14 protein-coding genes are annotated in these 15,732 nt (G+C 61.3%); 2 read left to right on the forward strand and 12 right to left on the reverse strand.

Annotated elements, in window-relative coordinates; all coding sequences use genetic code 11:
• Positions 1-8: 8 nt before the first annotated feature.
• The 9 genes from FVF58_RS18190 to FVF58_RS18230 form a co-directional block, all read right to left on the reverse strand.
• On the reverse strand, positions 9-1,511 hold the full coding sequence (locus FVF58_RS18190; protein WP_149671266.1) for an argininosuccinate lyase: 1,503 nt from the start codon (positions 1,509-1,511) through the stop codon (positions 9-11).
• Between the two features lie 171 nt (positions 1,512-1,682).
• The gene (locus tag FVF58_RS18195) at positions 1,683-2,120 is read right to left on the reverse strand and encodes a hypothetical protein (protein ID WP_149671267.1); all 438 of its coding nucleotides are present in this window, start codon (positions 2,118-2,120) and stop codon (positions 1,683-1,685) included.
• Positions 2,121-2,403: 283 nt separating this feature from the next.
• Positions 2,404-4,101, reverse strand: coding sequence for a purple acid phosphatase family protein (locus FVF58_RS18200; RefSeq protein WP_149671268.1), 1,698 nt, complete (start codon positions 4,099-4,101; stop codon positions 2,404-2,406).
• Between the two features lie 220 nt (positions 4,102-4,321).
• Positions 4,322-4,741 (reverse strand): penta-EF hand family protein, encoded by a 420-nt coding sequence (locus FVF58_RS18205; protein ID WP_149671269.1) that lies wholly within the window; start codon positions 4,739-4,741, stop codon positions 4,322-4,324.
• A 33-nt stretch (positions 4,742-4,774) separates the two neighbouring features.
• The gene (locus tag FVF58_RS18210; protein ID WP_149671270.1) at positions 4,775-6,724 is read right to left on the reverse strand and encodes a putative bifunctional diguanylate cyclase/phosphodiesterase; all 1,950 of its coding nucleotides are present in this window, start codon (positions 6,722-6,724) and stop codon (positions 4,775-4,777) included.
• A gap of 537 nt (positions 6,725-7,261) precedes the next feature.
• Positions 7,262-7,573, reverse strand: a complete 312-nt coding sequence (locus FVF58_RS18215; protein WP_149671271.1) for a hypothetical protein — start codon at positions 7,571-7,573, stop codon at positions 7,262-7,264.
• Positions 7,574-7,709: 136 nt separating this feature from the next.
• A complete protein-coding gene (locus FVF58_RS18220; protein WP_149671272.1) occupies positions 7,710-8,480 on the reverse strand; it encodes an SDR family oxidoreductase in 771 nt (256 codons plus the stop codon).
• 163 nt (positions 8,481-8,643) lie between these two features.
• On the reverse strand, positions 8,644-9,498 hold the full coding sequence (locus FVF58_RS18225) for an alpha/beta fold hydrolase (RefSeq protein WP_149671273.1): 855 nt from the start codon (positions 9,496-9,498) through the stop codon (positions 8,644-8,646).
• 84 nt (positions 9,499-9,582) lie between these two features.
• Positions 9,583-10,278, reverse strand: coding sequence for an alpha/beta hydrolase (locus tag FVF58_RS18230; RefSeq protein WP_149671274.1), 696 nt, complete (start codon positions 10,276-10,278; stop codon positions 9,583-9,585).
• Between the two features lie 175 nt (positions 10,279-10,453).
• Here FVF58_RS18230 and FVF58_RS18235 point away from each other — a divergent pair, with 175 nt between their 5' ends.
• Entirely contained in the window at positions 10,454-11,086 is a 633-nt protein-coding gene (locus FVF58_RS18235; RefSeq protein WP_149671275.1) for a CGNR zinc finger domain-containing protein, read from the forward strand.
• A gap of 97 nt (positions 11,087-11,183) precedes the next feature.
• The gene (locus FVF58_RS18240) at positions 11,184-11,768 is read left to right on the forward strand and encodes a TMEM175 family protein (RefSeq protein WP_149671276.1); all 585 of its coding nucleotides are present in this window, start codon (positions 11,184-11,186) and stop codon (positions 11,766-11,768) included.
• A gap of 29 nt (positions 11,769-11,797) precedes the next feature.
• Here the strand turns inward: FVF58_RS18240 and FVF58_RS18245 are convergent, their stop codons facing one another.
• The 3 genes from FVF58_RS18245 to FVF58_RS18255 form a co-directional block, all read right to left on the reverse strand.
• Complete coding sequence (locus tag FVF58_RS18245) at positions 11,798-12,214, reverse strand: hypothetical protein (protein WP_149671277.1); 417 nt, start codon at positions 12,212-12,214, stop codon at positions 11,798-11,800.
• Between the two features lie 39 nt (positions 12,215-12,253).
• Positions 12,254-14,017 (reverse strand): M30 family zinc metallopeptidase, encoded by a 1,764-nt coding sequence (locus FVF58_RS18250; protein ID WP_188130856.1) that lies wholly within the window; start codon positions 14,015-14,017, stop codon positions 12,254-12,256.
• 288 nt (positions 14,018-14,305) lie between these two features.
• A complete protein-coding gene (locus FVF58_RS18255) occupies positions 14,306-15,322 on the reverse strand; it encodes an ABC transporter substrate-binding protein (RefSeq protein WP_246217104.1) in 1,017 nt (338 codons plus the stop codon).
• Positions 15,323-15,732: the final 410 nt, after the last annotated feature.

Below are 15,732 nucleotides of genomic sequence, written 5' to 3' on the forward strand. Positions count from 1 at the left end.
CTCGCGATTCATTTGCTAGCGCCGAGCACCTTGTCGAAATCGGCGTCCAGCTTCGCCAGCGAACCGGCGATATGCGCGCGGTTCTCCTTGATCCACCGATCCTGCTGCGTGACGCGCGCATTCGCCTCTTTCAGCATGCGCGCCATTTCGGCAGGTTGCGGGCCGCCCGTCGTCGCGCGATTGTTCACGATGGCGACCGGATTCAGCGTAGAGCGGAATTCGGCTTCGCTCATCGGCAGATCGCCTGCATAGGGTGTGCCGGCCACCGTTTCCCTGTAGATGCGCTGCGCGTCCGCATACGGGAAGTCGAGCGGCTTGATGTCCTTCTGCCGCGCATACTCGACGACGTTCGACGCGAAGTGATGGCCGACCCGGAACGGCAGTTTGTATTTGCGCATCAGGTCATCGGCAATTTCCTGTGACGCGGTCCAGTCGCTATTCAGTTCTTCGAGCGCGCGCTCGGGGTTGATCACGAGTGCGTTCATCACCGTTTGCCAACCCTTGAGCGCGGCGATGCCGCTTTCGATCATCTCGCTGCTCGCCTTCACGTCTTTCGGATCGCTCATGCCAGGCGGCAGGTTGTGCGCCTCCCAAACCACGCCCTCGGCCTGCGATATCGCGGCGGAGGCGTCCGTGCGCGTGCGGATCAATAGTCCGGGATTGCGCTTTTGCGGCATCGCGCTCGACACGTAGGTGTTGGTGCCGCCCTCCTGCAACAGAATCCAGGGCCGCGATTCGGCGTATTGCGTCATCACGTCCTGAATGAAGCTTCCTGTGTGCAGCGCCACGCTGGTGACGATTGCACTGGCTTCCACGGGTTCGTCGACGGATGAGATTTGCGACGCGTCATACGCGTTGTCGACGATCGCATTGAAGCCGAGATAGTGCGCCATGCGTTCGCGATCCAATGGCCAGCTCGTGCCGTTGAGCACCGTCGTACCCATCGACGACCGATCGACACGCTTATACGCTTCACGAATGCGCTGCGCGTCGCGATCCAGTCCGGCGGCGAATCCGAGCAGATAGTGGCCGTAGCTGTTCGGCTGCGCCGCCACGCCATTCGTGTAGTTCGGCACGACAGTCGCCGAGTATTGGCCGGCGAGACGAACCAGCGTCGCGGTGGTTGTGTTCAGTTGCTCGGCGAGGTTCAGCAGATCGTCGCGAAGAATCGCCGAGCGATACGTCGCGTGCATGTCCTGGCTGGAGCGCCCGGCGTGCAGCAGCGTGACGTCCTCGCCCGCCGCCTTGATCAGCAGCGGTTCGAACGTGATTACCGTAGGCGGACGTTTCGCGCCAGGCTGATTGCCATCGGCGATGACCTTGGCCACGCCCGCAGCGAGGCGCGGCGCCATCGCTTTGTCGAGCAGCCCCTCGTCGGTGTTGATGACGACCGTGGCCTTGTTGATTTCGCCGAGCCAGAAGAATTCGTCGTGAGGCGGCGATTGCTGGGCGAAGGCGGGGAATGCACAGAGAAGAGCGACAGCGGGCAAGGTCCGGACGGATGGTCTCATGTGGGGCGCGGATGGATTCATGGGGCAATTGAAGTACGCCCGATTATAGAATCTCCGCGGCCCGACATTCATCGACCAGCCCGCTTGCGACGGATGCGCTCGATGCAACGCTCGCGCTTCCTTGTAACCCGAGCGCGAGCATTGCCGAGGTCATGCGCCGCTTGCGCTTTTTTAGTCGTAGTGGCGATGCTTGTGGTGCTTGCCCGAACGGTAGCCGTGCGAGTAGTCGTTCGCATAGGAGTTGGAACGCGAGATGTTTCCGCCGAGTGCCGAACCCGCGCCGCCGCCCAACGCCGCGCCGACCAGGCCGCCGCCACGGCCGCCCATCGCATTGCCGGCCGCCGTGCCCGCACCGCCGCCCAGCGCGCCACCGATGATCGCGCCCGTGCGCTCGCGGCGATTCGACGTCACCGCGCCGCCGGCTCCGCCGCCGACCGCGCCGCCGATCACGGCGCCCGTGCTGCCGCCCACCGCGCCACCAAGCGCCGCGCCGGCCACGCCGCCGAGTGCGCCGCCAAGCGCGTTGTTCATATCGCCAGCAACTGCCGACAACGATGCAGCAGCAGTCAATGCAGCAACGGCCACCATCTGGATGATCTTCTTCGACATAAGAGGCTCTTTTGTTTTCTTGAGACGGCGCCGAGTATAACCGGCCTTTCGAAAGGCTTTTGTAACTGCCAGAGGTCGACTCGGTAAGACGTGTAACAAAATGATCGCGCCGGTTTTGAGGGATCGCGTCGGGTCGCAGTGAGGTCTGGCGGTTGGCCGATAAGGCAAAGGTTTGTCGCTTTATTTCATTTGGATCACTAAATAACCTGCATTTCAAATGCGTACGGCGAATTCGCGAACCACCGCATCACGATGGCTCGCGAACCCGCCGCTCATTCCGCTCTTATCCGCGCCGCTTCTTCTTCAACTCGATCGTCTCGAACAACTCATAGTCCGGCGTCGGCGTTTGGTCCGCGCCCGGCGCGTGATAGTAGTTCATCGTAATGGTCGTCTCGCCGCCAGGCTGCCCCGGATCGTGATCGAACACCGCAATGCCGTAGCCCGTGCCGGTGTCGCGCTGCGCCGACCAGATCGCGTCTTCGACCGCATCCGCACTGGCCCGCGTGAAGGTCCCCGCTGTCGCGGCGGGAACCGGACGATTGGTCCGGGTGAAAATGCGCGCCTGCGGCAGCCCCGTGCCGATGTCCACGCCATACACGTCCAGCGGCGCGCTCGTGCCGCCACCGCCGAGAATCAGGTGAATCGTGCCGTGGCTCGTATCGAACGTCGACGCACCCGACGATACCGCCGACATGATCGGCTTCGGCTGCAACGTATCGACCGGCCGGCCCGTCGCGATGTCGGTGCCCTTGTTGTGATTGCAGCCGCGCACGGGATAGCTGCGCTCGTAGTCGTGATCGTGGCCGCACAGCACCAGGTCGACGCCGTATCGGTCGAATAGCGGCAGCCACGCTTCGCGGATCCCCTTGTCCGAACCGTTGCCGGTCTGCGACGAACTCAGCGCGTCCTGATGCATCTGCACGATGATCCAGTCCACGTCGTCGTCCTGCGCGGCGTGATGAAGGACTTTCTCGAGCCAGCGCGTCTGTTCGCCGACGCTATATCCGCGCACGTATAGCGAGGTGCCCGGTCGAATCGGCGGATTGCCGGTGCTGGCGACCGGCACCAGCGAAGCCGGTCCGGCAACGAACGCAGCCGCGTCCTGATAGACGACATCGTCCGCATCGAGCGAGATGAACAGCACGGAACTCACGCGGAAGCTGTACCAACGCCCCTGGAAACGCGAGTGATTGTCGGGCAGCGCATAGCGCGAGAGATACGACGCGAGGCCCTGCTCGCCATTGTGAAATTCGAGTTCGTGGTTGCCGGGACACGGCATCCACGGGCGGTTCGACGCCGACGTCTGCGCGTTGTTGCCGAAGTCGCGCCACACCTCCGGCTGTTGCATCGGGTTCAGATTGGCGTAGCAGAGGTCGCCGTTGAGCAGATGGAACAGCGGCTGGAAACGCTCGACCGCCTGCACCGCGAAGCGGCTTTGCGGCGACGACAACACCCAGCCGGTATTGGGCGTCGCGAGATCGCCATAGCTCGTCCAGCGAAACGGCGCGCGGCCGCGCGGCGCGGTGCGAAAGCTCGCGGTGAAAGGCTGCGCCACATTGCTGTCATTCTCCGCCGTCACCTCGTACTGATAGTTGGTATCGGCTTTCAGATCACGCAGACGCGCGTGATAGGTAAACACGACTTCGCCGTTGATGCCATCCGTATACGTGCTTTGGACCGCGTGCACAGTATGCCGCTTCGAGTCCGCGCCGCCGATACGCACCTGCGGATTCACCGCCGGCGCAACCGAGGCCCACGACACCGTGACCTCGCTCGTCGGGTCGTTGCCCCAGGTCAGATGGATCTGCTCGGGCGTGCCATCGGGTGCATTGCCGCTGGCGCCGCGCGCCGCCGATGCCAGCGTGCTGGCCGCCGTGGCGAGGCCGGATGCGCCGGCAAACTTCAGGAACCCACGACGCGAGACGATGGAAGCGCCCTGATCATCGGGCGGCGAAGCCTTGACGATTTTTCTGTTCGACATGTCCGGTGGTGTTGTATGGGGATGGAAGAACGCCAACGCTTACGCGTGCGCATCGCGCTGCCCGCGCTCAAGCGTGCGCTGCCGGGGGTGTGCTTGACGCACGCGAGCACCGATCCTAGCCGCGAAGCTGTGACAACCGGATGAAACAGCGTTGCTGAGCAAAAGCGCGGCAACGCATCGATTGCAGCGCCGCGGCAACAGACATCTGTCCGCCCAACCGCTAATGCGAGGGCGGCTGCGGATTATTCGCCGGATTGGTATCGAATCTGAAAACGCGGAAGATGCCGTTTGCGTGGACCAGTTTCAACAGTTCGGTCTCGATGGCATCCGCGATTTCTTTGCCATAGACTTCATCACCATTTACATAGACTGTAAACGACTGCAAGTACTTCGCTTTCTTCTCCGGATTTTCGATCGTGTCCCGGGTCCACTGATAGAGCGGATAGTTTTCCGTCCCCAGTCTTTCCGCCTCGCTGACATAATCGGCGAACGCATCGAACTGGCATTTCAACGATGCGCTGTATCTGCGCAGAACATCGCGCAGTGCGGCATGCGCCGCATTTGATGAGTCGGCGCGCAAAGCGTGCGCCAGTTCAGGCGAGACGGTGATCCTCAACTGAAATTGCAATGGGGCGGTCATGTCCACCTCGATGATCTATCTCGACGCCGGACCTCAAGGCCGCGCGCTCGCGATCTTGACCACGGAATGCTCGGCCGGGTTGGCTGCGATCTGCTCGATCTCGCTGCCACGCAGCGGCCTGCCCAACAGAAAGCCTTGCGCGTGCGTGCATCCGCACACGCGCACGAAATCCAGTTGCTCCTGCGTTTCGATCCCTTCCGCCGTGGTCGGCATGCCGATTTCGCGCGCCAGCGCCACGATCCCGCGCACCACGGCCGCGGATTCGCGACCATGCACGGACTCCTTGACGAACGAGCTGTCGATCTTCAACTTGTCGAACGGAAAGCGCACGAGCGTCGACATGGTCGAAAAGCCGGTGCCGAAATCGTCGAGCGCGAGGCCGATGCCCAACGCGCGCAACCTCGCGACGTTGCGCCGTGTCACGGTGTCGTCGTTCAGCAGCACGGTCTCCGTCACCTCGATGTTCAGGCGCTCCGGCGGAAGCCTCGTCCTGCGCAGAATCGCCGCGACTGTCGAAGCAAACGATTCCTCGCGCAACTGCACCGGCGACACGTTCACGGCCACCGCGACCTTGTCCTGCCAAGTCGCCGCTTCCGAGCACGACTGCAGCAACGCCCATTCCCCCAATGCGAGGATCAGGCCGGTGCGTTCGGCAGTTGGAATGAACGCGGCCGGGGAAAGCTCGCCGCGGGTCGGATGGGTCCAGCGCAACAGCGCTTCTCGGCCGGAAACCGCGCCGTCACTGAGATCGACAATCGGCTGATACTCCATGCGCAAACCATTGAACGACTTCAACGCGCCTTCAAGGTCGCTGCGCAGCAGGCTCAGGCTTTCATCCGACACGTGCTTGTCGGCATCGAAAACGGCGAACGCGCTTTTGCCGCTGCGTTTGACCGCATATAACGCACGGTCGGCGCAGATCAGTAATTGCGGTCCCGTCTTTGCGTGCTCCGGATAGAGCGAAACACCGACGCTCGCGCCGATATGCACGAGCGCTTCGCTCAACGCAAACGGGCGCGCGAGTGTCTTGACGATGCGATCGGCCAGCACACGCACCTCGCGCACCTGGCTCATCCCATCGGCAATGGCGACGAATTCGTCGCCGGCAAGGCGTCCGACCAGATCACCGCTCGGTAGAATTTCACGCAAGCGGCTCGCCGCCTCCTGCAGAATCTGATCGCCCGCTGCATGGCCCAGGCTGTCGTTGATCGCCTTGAAGCCGTCCAGATCGATCAGTAGAACAGCGAACGGCTGGTCCTCACGCAAGACGCCCATTTCCGTGCGCTCCAGCAGCAGTTCGCTGATACGCGCGCGATTGGGCAAGCCGGTGAGGCTGTCCTGACGAGCCAGGCGGTGGCTGTTTTCACGCGCCAACAACAATGCGACGGTATCGCGATTGCTGCGCAGCGCCACGGTGAAGAAACCCGCGGCGCAGAACGGCGCCTGAAACAGCAGCACGAGCTTGCCATTGCCGGGCGACAGCGCCGCACCGAGACCCAACAAGCTGAGAATGAAGGAAATCTGCAACAGCACGAGCCGGGGTGTCCCCGCATTGCGTCCGGCCAATCCGCCGATCACACCCACCGCGCAAACGTTGCCGAGCAGAAAAAGCGTCTGGTTTCCGCTGATATTGCACAGCAGTGTGCCGAAGCCGAATAGCACGCTCCATAGCAGGCTCGCCAACAGAAACGCTGAGGTCGGCGTCGGCCGGTCTTGCGCGCTACGCGTACGGCATAACCAGATCAACGCGAGGCGCGTGATCAGCAACGCGACGACGGCGATGCCCCACGCGGCGTAAAGCGGAATCGGATACAGATAGAATGCGGTTGCGCAGACGCTGATTTCGCAAATCGACGCGAATATGATCGACGCGGTTCGCGTGAATAAATGCGCGAGCAGAATCTGGCGGTTGTCTGGGCTCAGATTCTGAGCGGAGGACACTACCCATTTGAAAAATGGAGACCTGGGTTCGCTGAAAGCCATGACCTGCGCATTTGACGGTTAGTGGAATCAAACGAGGTATGCGCAGCAATTATTACGTAAACTTAAAGTATCAGGTTAATTCAAGACTGTGATTGTGTGCGGCATAGAGCGTACGGGGCAAAGAAAAAGGGAGGATATCAATTGGAATACCCGATCACGCTTGGGACAGCAGCGAATCGGGCGATGTTTTTTCGGACCGATGGGAGTTCAACTGTGGCGCGACCACATAACTGAAGTGTTGTTTTTCGACGTAGAAGCGGAATGCGGCGGCAATGGCTCTGATGCAATGCGGCAATGGCTAGCTTTCGATATTAATTGCCCGATTGCCACATCAGGGAGCCCGATTATTCGAATCGTGCTGTGGGCCCCGTATTCGCAATAGCCACAGCATTTACCGCGAGGTCGATTGGCGACGGCTGCGGTGATGGCTGTCGCAAAGCATCCACGCCTGCCTGCGCAACCTGAGCGTGCTGCCCGGACTGCATTAACGCGGCGCAGGCGCTATACCCGTTACAGAAAACCTGGCCGCTGAAAGCGCTACGGATTGCCTTTGAGCGTGAATGGCGCCAGCAACGCCTGCACATCGACTTGCTGCCCCTGCAGAAGCAGCAGCCTCGCGTGAAGCACCATGTTCTCGAGAACAAGCTTGGCGGTGCTCAGCAGATACAACGCGTGGATGTCGGACACCGGCATGTTGCACGCCTCGACGGTGTGGTGGCGTTCGACGAGTGAAGTCATGACGAGCCGCCGCAGTTCCTGCTCGCCAAACGGCAGATCCGCATAGTCGATCGGGTCATCCGCTTCGACTTCCCGCAGCATGTCCACCAGCGTTTCGGTGCTTACTTGCATATGTCCGCTCCATGTCGTCGTCAAGGACCAGCATCGCCAAGCTTCGTCATCCAGCGCTTCCAGACTACCGCGTCAATTCATCCGAGTCCAGCTTGAATGGTGGGACGTGCAACGCGGCAGCATCGCGAGGCACGGCTCAAATCGACTTGACTTCACCACCGTCCATTCTCAGCGTCGAGCCCGTCATCCAGTGCGCGGCGGGCGAAACGATGAAAGCCATCAACTCGGCAATTTCGTCGGGCGTGCCATAGCGGGCAATGCCCGCTTCGGCGGGAAACTTCTGCGTCGCCTCTTCGACGCTCATGTCATGCAGTGGCGCCCAATGCTCCAGGTAGGAGCGCCGCCGGCCGGTCATCACCGGTCCGGGCAATACGCTGTTGACCTGTACATCATCAGTGACGCCGCGGTCCGAGAAGGCTTTCGCGAGCGCGACGATTGCCGCGTTGATCGTGCCCACCGCCGCGTACGGCGCCTTCGGGAACAGCGCCGAATTGCCCGACATCAGCACGACCGACCCATGCGTCGCTTTCAGCGATGGCCATGCCGCCATCGTCAGACGCCGTGCGCCATGCAGCTTCAGCGCGAAGCCGTTGTCCCATTGCTCGTCGCTCATGTCGAACACGTCGATTTGCGGCACAGCCCCCGCGATGTTCAGCAATGTATCGATCTGTCCGAACGCGCCGAGCGTCTGGTCGACGACCTGCTGCGCGGCGTCAGGCTTAGCGAGGTCGAGCCCGATGACGAGAGGCTCGGCACCGGCCTTCTTTACTTCGGCGGCAACCTGTTCGAGGTTCTCGCGATTGCGGGCGACGAGCACGATCGACGAGAAATCCCGCGCCAGCCTGATGGCAGTCGAACGGCCGATCCCCTGGCTCGCGCCCGTGACGATTGCGACTCTTTTAGACATTCCTACGCTCCTTGTTTCAAGAACAAATGAATAGCCCGTTGGAATACGGCGAACGCCTTTTTCGTCAAGTGACCGCGCTATCGCTCGGCATCGGCCAACGGGCACCAATCCAGCACATATCAGTGCAGCTCGACGCGCCGATGCCGCCCAATGCACACGCGACTCATCGAATGAGGAAATCCGAAATAGCAGCGGCAATCTCCGCTGCGTGCGTCTCCAGCGCGAAATGACCGGTATCGAAGAAGCGCACTTCCGCGTCCGGTATATCGCGCCTGAATGCCTCGGCGCCCGGTGGCAAAAAGAACGGATCGTTCTTTCCCCACACCGCAAGAAGCGGTGGCCGATGCGTGCGGAAATACTGCTGAAACGCGGGATACAGTGCGACGTTGCTGCGGTAGTCGCCGAACAGATCGAGCTGAATCTCGTCCGCGCCCGGCCGGCTCAGATAGAAGTCATCAAGGGAATATCCGTCCGGCGATACGAGTGCCGTGTCACGCACGCCGTGCGTGTATTGAAAGACGGTCGTCTCGTGCGTGAGCAGCGCGCGCAGCGCTTCACGGTTGGCGCGAGAGGGCTCTTGCCAATACGCTCGAATCGGATTCCAGCCGTCGCTCAAGCCCTCTTCGTAAGCATTGCCGTTCTGCGAAATCAGCGCCGCAATCCGCTCGGGATGCTTGAGTGCGAGCCGGAAGCCTGTTGGCGCACCGTAGTCGAATACGTACAGCGCAAAACGATCGAAGCCGATCACTTCCGTAAAGCGATCAATGACGCTCGCCACGTTGTCGAACGTATAGGCGAATTGGTCACGCGCAGGCATATCCGACTGTCCGAAGCCGGGCAGATCCGGCGCGACGATATGAAACCGGTCGGCGAGCTTCGGAATCAGATCGCGAAACATGTGGCTCGAACTTGGAAAGCCGTGCAGAAGCAGCAGCTTCGGTGCGCCTTGACGACCCGCTTCGCGATAGAACACCTTGAAGCCGTCGACGTCGGCATGGCGATAGGAGATGGACGACATGACTTTCCTCCACATATGAACAAGATTGAGTGAGCCATGAAAGGCTCAGGGTGACGCACTGCATGACGGCGCTTGCCGGCTTCTTCAACGATCCAACACCGCTTGAGCCGCTTTGACGATGAGGTCGGTCACGGTCTGCGCGGCCGTGACGATCGGCGCATGATCGGCCTCGCACGAATGCACTTCGGCGCCCATCCGCCGCGCCATGAAATGTTGCGTGGCGGGGCTGATCATTCGGTCCTCTTCAGCGACGAGGAACCAGCTCGGCCGGTCTTTCCACAGCGGCCGCGCGACCTTTTCGCCGATGCACGCCGCCGCAATCGGACGCTGAACCGCCGCAAGCAATTGCACCTCTTGCGCTGTCGCGTGTTGCGCAAACGCGGCGGCGAACGCGTCTTCCGGCAGCCATATCAAGCCATGCGAATCAGGCGCCAGCTTCGGCGCCTGCGGATGCGTTTCGCCGCGATAGAACACATCGGCGACGGTTTCCCCTTCGTCGGGTGCGAGCGCGGCCACATAGACCAACGCCGCGACGTTTTCCGCGCGGACCGATCCGATCACTGCTCCCGCATACGCGTGGCCAGCCAGCACGACAGGACCGTCGATCCGTTCGAGCGTTCGATTGAGCGCGGCCACGTCGTCGCCTAACGAAGTCAGCGGCAACGCCGCCGCAATCGCGTTCATGCCACGCGCTTTCAGACCGTGGATCACCTTGCCCCAGCTCGATCCATCTGCCCATGCGCCGTGCACGAGCACCACATTCACTTCACCAACGGACATGCTTCTCTCCTCTGAAGAAAGCAGGCTCCCGCTGCGGCCCACGTGTATCCGTCGGGACTTGCATCCTGTAACCTGCTATATGTGTTTAGTCAGGTTACTCATTTTGAACGTAACTTGTCAACTGCATTTTTAGCGGTTACACTTTCCTCATTGCATTTTGCTTTCAAGCCGACCGATGGACTACCGTCAAATCCCCCCCATATTCGTCGCCGCCGCGCCGGGCCTGGACTTTCTGAACTCAGTTGCAACGCCGGTCGACGAGGAGGTCGACTGGATCAGCGACGGCGCGGGGCTGCTGGCCTGGCTGGAACAGGCCGGGATCGTGTCTCGCAGCGCAATCGCGGCAGTGCGTGCACGGTCCACCGCCGCCGAACTCGACACGGTCGCGGCCCGGGCGCGCGAGTTGCGCGAGTGGTTCAGGGCCTATGTTCAGAAACGCAAAGGACGCTCGTTGGTCGCCAAAGACCTGCGTGAACTTGAGCCGCTGAATCAATTGCTCGAACGCGATGAGCAGTACGGGCAAATCGTGGCGGATGTCGCGGACGGTGTAGTGAGCTTTGAATTACGTGCCAACCGGCGCTGGAAATCGGCGGAGTCGTTGTTGCTGCCGATCGCAGAGTTGCTAGCGAGGCTGGTGTGCGAGGAAGACTTCGCGCACGTCAAGGCGTGCGAAGGTCCACGATGCACGTTGATGTTTGCCGATCACACGCGCGGTCATGCGCGCCGCTGGTGCAGCATGGCGATCTGCGGTAATCGCGCGAAGGTCGCGGCTCACCGCGCGCGTCTGAAGGAACAGAAGAACGGCTGACACGACGGCGGCGGTGAACCGCACAGCCGCCTGCCTGCGCGTGTCTGCCTTGTGCGATCCAGTTCGATCAACGTCTTGCTCACAGCGGGGGGACGCCATGCACGAAGTCAAGCTAACCGCGGAACGGCTGACTGCATTTTCCGATGCGGTCTTCGCCGTGATCGTGACCATCATGGTGCTGGAACTCAAGGCGCCGGACCAGCCGGCATTCTCGGACCTGTGGCCTCTGTGGCCGCAGGCCATCAGTTATGCGGTGAGTTACCTGTTCATCGTCATTATCTGGATCAACCATCATCACCTGATGAGGTTCGTCGGTCCGCCGACGCTGGGACTGATATGGATCAACTTCATCCATCTCTTCATGGTTTCGCTTCTGCCCTTCGCGACTGCCTGGGTTGCGCGCACGCAGCTCGCGTCGTCGCCCGTGGTGTTTTATGCAGGACTGTTTGTCTGCATCGACATCGCCTACAACGTTTTCGAAAAACAGGTGTTGTCGGGCGCGGATGCGAGCCTCGTGCCCATGCGCATGCGGCGCGCGGCCAGGTCCAGATCGCTTGTCGTTCTTGCGGGCTTCATCGGCGCCATGCTGGTTGCAATCGTCGCGCCGCGCGTGGGTTTCGGTTTGATATGCGCGGCGCTGATGCTTCATTTGCGCCCGGATGTGTCGGGCAATCGGCGGTGAGTGCTCTTCGCGGGGCGCCGCCGTGAAGTTCAGCGTGCCGTTCCTTCGTCCGTCGCCGTGACCGAATCGACCTGGAGAGCAGGCAGTCTGGAAGGCCCGGCGGTTTCCGCCACCCGGCCCGTGACGTGCACGACCCGGTTCTGCAACCGGCCCGCGGTGGCATGGTCCACGCCCACGAGTTGCCACATCTGCTTGCCGTCGGAGACGACGGGGTACGTGAAGGGCTCGTTGCCGCGAAGGGTCAATGTGCCGCGCAAATCGACCCGATCGCCCATATGCGCTGTTCCCGCACACGCGGTGCCGGCACACAGAACGAAAGCAGCAAGAAGAAAGTTTCGGAGCATGGCAGCGACGTGAGCCTGTACAAATGCGTTATCGGAAACCCGTTGATGCGCGCCCAGCATGCATGAAAAAAGCCGTCCCTGGAAGGGGACGGCTTCGTGCATCGGACAAACGCGAGGCAGACGCGATGTTGCGCCGCCGCGTTACTGCACGATCACCGACAACGTCACACCGGGCGGCAGCGTCACCGTTTCCTGGTAGGTGCTCGCGACGTGCGAGCGCACGGCCGGGAAGCTCGCGTAGCCCAGCAGGACGCCCGGCGAGGCCGACGGCAGCGCGCGGGTCATCTTCGACGGGTCGATGGACGGCAGCGAGAAGCCGCCTTCCGCGCGCGATGCGAAGCTGTACTGCGCCATGTCCGCCCCGAGCGGCAACAGCGCGCCCGCCGCGACGGTGAAGTGACGCAATTCCTGCGCGACGCTCGAGTCCGGACGAATCTGCCTGATCGCGTCATTCAGAATGTCCGTCGACACCGTCGCGCTTTTGTCGTACAGCAGGTCCTTGTAGAACGTGAGGCCAAGCTGCCGGTTGAGGAATCCGCCGAACGAGCCGTTGGTCGCATAGCTGTCGCATGTCACGTCGCCCACGTCCCATGTCGTCAGACCGCAGGTATAGCTGCCCTGGTTGTGGTACGTCAGATAGCTGATGAAGCGGTCGTCGCGAACGGAGTTGTACGTCGGGTCGATGTTGAAGCTGACCCAGTCCTCCATCATCATCGCCGACATTTCGTCGAGCCACGTGTCGTACGCGTACTGCATACCCATCAGCATGTCGCGGCGGTAGAAGTTCTGCATGTGCGTGCTTTCATGCGCCATCACGGTCTGCATCGTCTTCATGCCGGCGGTGCCCGCCAGATACAGCGTCTCCGAGTCCAGATACAGCGACAGGTCCGCGTTGCTGTAGGTCGTTAAGCCAGTGCCCTGATTCACGAAGTTGTTGAGCGCCCAGAAATAGCCGACTGTGCCGTACGGCTGCGAATCGTGGTTGAAGTTCGCCACGACGAGGTCGACCGGTTGCGATGCGCCGATCATGCCGGCCACGTTCACCGCGCCCCAGAACGGACCGCCGATGCCGGTGACCATGTCGTACACGCCGCCCGTGCCCGCGTAGTTCTGCAGCAGACTGGTGACGATCGTCGGCGTGATTTTCCCGGTGCCGTATTCCGCCGTTTCGACCCAGATATTGACCTTCGTGCCATCGGCCGTCGTGCCGACAGCCTGCAGCGCCATATGACGCTGCGTGCCATCCGCCAACCAGAAGTCGCGCGTATCGCCGATGTTGTAGGTCACCACCGCGCGCTGCACCTTGCTCACGACATCCGCGGACGGACTCGCCGCGGCCGATGCCGCGTTCTGTTGCACGAGCGCCTTCCAGCCGGTCGAGTTGAACTCGTGGATGGCCCGCATGTGCGGGTCTTCGCCGGCCGGCGCTGCCATCAGGGTCTTCGCCGTCGCGGCTACGACATCGGCTGACGGAGTGCTCACGCTGGCATTGATGGGCACCGGCAACATCGCCTGATTGCTACCCTCGTTGGTGAACACGAGCGTGACGTTGCGGCCCGACGTGCCCTTGATCGACACGTTGACGGTATCGGCCTGCGCGCTCGCGTTGAGCGCCTGCCACAAGCCCACGCCGCTGCCTGCGTAGGTCGAATCGTCGGCCGCCCCGCAGCTCGTGCAGGCAGCGTGAAGCTTACCGTCCGCAGACGGCGTCAAAGTGACCGGCGGCGTGCTGCTGACGATGTTCGTGCCGCCACCGGTGCCGCCGTTGGTGGCGCTGCTGCTGTTGTTATTGCTGCCGCCGCTTGCGCTATCGCCGCCACCGCCCCCGCCACATGCCGTGAGGCCTGCCGCCAGAGACAGCGCCACAATCACCTCGAATACACCTTTCCCTCGTTTGATACGCATATTTATTTTTCTCCACTGCCCGATTTTTGCCGTGTAAAAGTCCTTCAACATGCTGTGCGTCTGCTCGTTCCCGGTTCGTTTGGCAAATCGAATCAGGTAGGCGTCAGGCTGCTTCTGGACCGGCCAATGCCGTCATGGCATCGGCACCTTCAAGGCGAACGCTGAGGCCGAGCAAAAACACACCCAGTGTTATCGGCAAAAACATTTCGTAATTTAGGTTAATTTCTTCTTACCCGAATTCAAATGGGTGATTTGCGCTTTAGAAGGGGTTGGGAGCCGGGCTTTTGTCTAGTGGAATTGCCGGTTATTCGAGAGAATTTCGAAATGGAGGGTGCCGCATATAAGGCGGGATAAAACAGTGACCAAAACCTGCAGAGAGCGAGGTACGGGCGTGGTGGCGGTGGCTTCCAGCGTTTCGATCGTCTTGAGATTTTCCTCAAGACCATAGGGCAGCGGATCGTGTCCGACGATCTTGCGCAGTTCGAGATACTTCTTGTCGCTCGCGCTGGTGGCTTCGCCCGCGTCGAGGCGCGCGAGCCATTCCTTCTTCGCCTGTGCGAACGCGTCGTAGATCGACTTCGCGATCCACGGATGCTCGGCGAGCACCGAGTCCTTCACGACGATCGTGCCGTGCATCGGGTACACGCCGGTGCGGCCGAAATATTCCTTCTCGAGTTCCGCCGCGTTCGGCAGCAGATCCGGATAGTTCGCTTCGACTTCCTGCCAGCCACCCGTCGGCGCGCCGGTGCGGCCGATGCCGGCGGCGGCGTCGAAGCCCGCCGACAATTCACCCGACGCCATCATGTCCGCGAGCGAGCTGCCTTCCGGCGCATGGATCACGTTCGCCGGCAGCTTCAATTGCGTGACGTGCTCTTCGTCGTCGACCACCCAGGTGACCTTCGACGAATCGAGACCGAATTCATCGATCAGCACCTGACGCGTCCACACGCCGGTCGTGACCGAGTACGCGCGCACGCCGACCTTCTTGCCTTCCAGATCCTTGGGGGTCTTGATCCCTGCGTCCGGGCGCACCAGCAGGCCGCCATGATGGAAGCGCCGCACGACGAAAATCGGCAAGCCGACGAACGGCGCGCCATACGCACGGGCGACAATGTAGGTGGTCGGCGCCAGCTCGCAGACATCGAATTCAACGTCGCGCACCATCCGGCGGAACGCGCCAATTTGCGGCTTGACTGTGACGAACTCGGCGTCCACGCCCTCGATGGGGATGGAGCCGTTACGGATGGCAGACGTGTGCGGATGCTCAGCGATTGCGATCTTGAGCGGGACTTTCTTGGTCAACATCCTCTCCTGTTGGATTAGTCGTCGCCGACGGCTGGACAAAAACTCCAGCGCCGAACGTATCGTCTCGATGAGGTAAGAATATTGGAGGACGGGTCATGCGTCCCTACACAAAAGTGACATTCAATGGCACTTTTGTTGATTGTGCGTGGGGACGTGTATCGGCGGATTCGGCGTAGCGTCCATGAGGGGCAACGGACCCGCCCGCGCCGTGTTTCCATGGGCTTTTCAGCGGCACTGCATGGCAGAAATGCCATGTCCGCGCGCCCTTTTTTCAGATCATACGAACGGTGATGACAAGAATAGAAACTGTAGAAGGAGTCCCGCGCCTCCTTTAGGTTTTCAACTTGCCAAGAGATGTCGAACTTAACGAATTGCCTATATGGGTCAGTGAATAAAGAACAAGAAGCGCC

This window comes from Paraburkholderia panacisoli (assembly GCF_008369935.1).
Lineage (GTDB): Bacteria > Pseudomonadota > Gammaproteobacteria > Burkholderiales > Burkholderiaceae > Paraburkholderia > Paraburkholderia panacisoli.